The 3,667-nt window shown below is 47.1% G+C and carries 2 protein-coding genes; one reads left to right on the top strand and one right to left on the bottom strand.

Annotated features, from left to right (window positions below):
* Nucleotides 1-2,717 (bottom strand): NB-ARC domain-containing protein (locus tag F6K37_RS34795; protein ID WP_287255392.1); only part of this gene is annotated, 2,717 nt, incomplete at its 3' end.
* Between the two features lie 173 nt (nucleotides 2,718-2,890).
* Between F6K37_RS34795 and F6K37_RS34790 the strand changes: the two genes are divergently transcribed.
* A complete protein-coding gene (locus F6K37_RS34790; protein WP_287255391.1) occupies nucleotides 2,891-3,100 on the top strand; it encodes a hypothetical protein in 210 nt (69 codons plus the stop codon).
* Nucleotides 3,101-3,667 lie beyond the last annotated feature (567 nt).

Below are 3,667 nucleotides of genomic sequence, written 5' to 3'. Positions count from 1 at the left end.
ATTTTCGGCCAATGTCGTGCTAGTGCGCTCAGGGCATGGGCTCGCCTTGACTCATTGGTAATGGCTCGTGCCGCATCTAGGGCTTCTGGTAAGATGTCAGGCAACTGTGGTGCTAGTGCGCTCAGGGCATCGGCTCGGCTTGACTCATTGGTAATGACTCGTGCCGCATCTAGGGCTTCTGGTAAGATGTCAGGCAACTGTGGTGCTAGTGCGCTCAGGGCATCGGCTCGGCTTGACTCATTGGTAATGGCTCGTGCGGCATCTAGGGCTTCTGGGAGTATATTTTCCGGCCAATGTCGTGCTAGTCCACTTAGAGCTCTGGCTCGGATCGATTCATCGGTAATGGCTTGTGCTGCTTCTAGGGCTTCTGGGAGTATAGTTTCCGGCCAATGTCGTGCTAGTCCACTTAGAGCTCTGGCTCGGTCTGTGTTATTGGTAATGGCCCGTGCGATTTTCAGGGCTTCTGAGAGTAATGTTTCCGGTAACTTTGGGGCTAGCTCTTCTAGTGCTTCTGCTCGATTATGAGGATGTTGTATTTGTTTAACATAAGCCAAAGCCTGGACTGGAGTCCAAATCTTTTTCTCTACCAAGGCTGCCATCAACTTTCCTGGAATATGCCCAAGCAAACTATTGATAGAAGACACCATCAAGGCATAACGGCACTGCAAACTAATGGAACGAGTTGCTGAAAAGGAAAAAGCCTCTTCTGCTAACTGCCAAGCCTTGGCTAGATCTTTGACAAAGCCCCCTAGTTGATCGAGACGTTCACAGGTTTGATACCAACCATTGCGTCCAGTCTCTGTTTCCTCCTGGAGCAGTTGGTGTACTTCCTCTATACAACCCGCTTTTTCTAAATGCCAGGTCAGATAACTGTGACTATAGCCATCGTCCGGTAGGGTGTGCCATAACCCGTTTTGGATTTTTTGGCGATAGCGCTCTAGGAGTTGACCATGGGCTTGGGGCCAGGTTAATCCCAAACCCGGTAAGCTCCCCTCTCCCCCTGTAGCCCCTTGAGCCGTTAGCAACCGACGGGCCATATCATGGACTAAGTCATGGAGCTGATAGGTAGGAGTCTCATTAGTGGATTTACCAGAGAGCAGTAGAGCCTTAGATTTAAAATACTGTAAGGTCTTTCTGGCCTCCCTAGCACCAACATCCCACAAGGTTGTGCCTAAAGCCGGAGTAATCGAGACATCTTCTGGCAAGACACCAAACCAGGCAAATTGCTTAAATTTTCCTGGTGGTAGTCGTCGTAGACTGAGGTTAAAGGAAGCCACTAGGCTGTGCTGCTTGCGTAGCTTTTCATCAATAATCTCTTCGGCACCTGGTAAATCTAAGGTTTCCAACCAGGCAATTTCCTGTTGGAGGTCAGTGAGTAACTCCTGCCAGGAAATACCATCGGCTATTTGTGCTGCTGCTAACTCCAGGGCTAGAGGTAAGTAGCCCACGGTTGTGGCTAGGGCTTGGGCTTGTTTACGGTCTGACCCCTTGAGTTTAGAACCCCCACGCTTTTCCAGTAACGCTAAAGCTTGTGAGGAACTCATCACATCTAAATTATAGGGAGTTGCTCCGACAATTTGAGCTTCACGAGTCGTCACTAACACCCGGCACTTAGCACCACCAATCCGAAACGGTTCAACATGGTCTGGGTTCCAAGCGTCATCGACTACTAGCAGGGTAGCCTTGTCAAACAGCAAGGTTTGTAAATGTCTAGAAGCAGCATTAGTATTAGTGGGTTTGTAGTCATTGTCTCCGAGTGCTTGGATCCAACTGCTCAGGAAAGACAGCAAGTCTGGCTCCTGACCCAAGGTTGCCCACAGAATACCATCGGGAAAATGAGTCTGTACCTCTGGATCATGGGCAATAGCAGCAGCCAAGGTAGATTTACCAATACCGCCGAGACCATAAATAGCGCTAACCACCAGAGTGCCGGTCTTGGCTGTCTGCTCTGATAGTAAGGATTGCTTGAGGTCTTTGCTTACCTCTGGGCGTTCGATAAAGTAAGCTGGTGGGTATGGGGCTTGGAAAGGAACCCCTGGCTTAGGGCGAAGGGCTGGGCAGGTTTTGGCAGGAGTAGTAGCAGTTGCTGGTTCTTGCTGTTTGGATTTATCTGGACGTTTAGTCTCCGACTGCTGATTAGATATTTCTGTAGCAGTTGCTGGTTCTTGCCGTTTGGATTTATCTGGACGTTTAGTCTCCGACTGCTGATTAGATATTTCTGTAGCAGTTGCTAGTTCTTGCTGTTTGGATTTATCTGGACGTTTAGTCTCCGACTGCTGATTAGATAGTTCTAGAATTGCTAGTTCTTGCTGTTTGGATTTATCTGGACGTTCATGCTCCCACTGTTGATCAAATAGTTCTAGGTTTTTGTCTAGGTCTCGGGCGTAGAGTGTCAGAGTGAAATACCTTTCATCCTTTCCCTTCTTGTGAAAACGCTTGTCTTCTAAAATTTTTAAGAAGTCTTTCATCCGCTGCAATGCTTCTACTACTTGAGCCTTGCTGAGACTACCTGGATAGTTATCGTCCTTGGTGAGTTGGATTAAATATCTAGTCTGAGTTTTAATTACTAGTTTTGGATTAGTTGAGGTTTCCTCTATCCAACGGAATTTAATATCTGGATTCCCCTGATTAGCGATGTCTTGGGCAAAGGAAACTAATGCTTCAAATAGACGCAGTGCTCTGTTTTTAACAGTAAGACCGTAAGTAGCTCTGGGCATGCGATTCAGAGATGGGCAAGAAAAAAAAGTTGAGGGTACCCTCAATTGAAGAAGCTACCCTCAACTAGTCTAGCCTTGATATACGGTGGTTGTAGGTACCCTAAACTTAGCTGTTGCTTTTGGACACTACCCTCAGGTCAGGATGGTTTCAGTTACTAGAGCAAAAGATTCCTATGACTGACATCAAACAGCAAATTCTTGAAAACCAAGTAGTTGACACCATAGCATTAGTGGAACAACCACAGCCCCTAATGGAAAATCCTGCTCTCTGGCTCAAGGATGGGGACAGTTTAACGAATAACATTGTGGCAACAGCAATGTTATTGTTAGCCCTGAGTAGATTGCTGCAAGTGGTGCTTCCCTACTGGAGCAATAAGAAATAGCGCGTGTGGGTGATCCCCCCTAACCCCAAAATTTTGGGTAGTAATGATGTCAAAGTCCCCCAGAATTGATGCTGCTGGCGAATTCGTGAAACCCTTATTCTGCCGTAATCTGCTCCCCTCTCCCAAGGTTGGGAGAGGGGCTGGGGGTGAGGGCTGATAGGGCTTCTTGATTTGTTAAGAAATATTTCGCCAGCAGCATCAGAATTGGGGGATTTAGGGGGCAAACAAGGAATAGGCAGGATGGGTGATCCCCCCTAACACCCCTTATTAAGGGGGGAATTTGAAACTAACGAGGGAAAAGAGTTTCACTGTCTGTTCCCTATTCCCTATTCCCTGTTCCCTAAGATGATGCGATCGCATCCGTTTCCACAAACCCAAACCCTAGAGTAAACAAGCATTTCAGTCCCTGTGCCCTATTCCCTATTCCCTGTTCCCTTCTGCGAGATACCACGCTCTGATAGACTTAAGAACTGTAAACAAATAATTAAGAAAATAAGCTCATCTAGCTTTTGGGAGAACGGGCGCTTTGGAAAATACACTAGGTTTAGAAATTATAGAAGTCGTAGA

The organism is Moorena sp. SIO4E2 (assembly GCF_010671945.1).
Classification (GTDB): Bacteria; Cyanobacteriota; Cyanobacteriia; order Cyanobacteriales; family Coleofasciculaceae; genus Moorena; species Moorena producens.
Note: the sequence above shows the minus strand (reverse complement) of the source record. Positions and strands in the feature narration are given on the sequence as shown.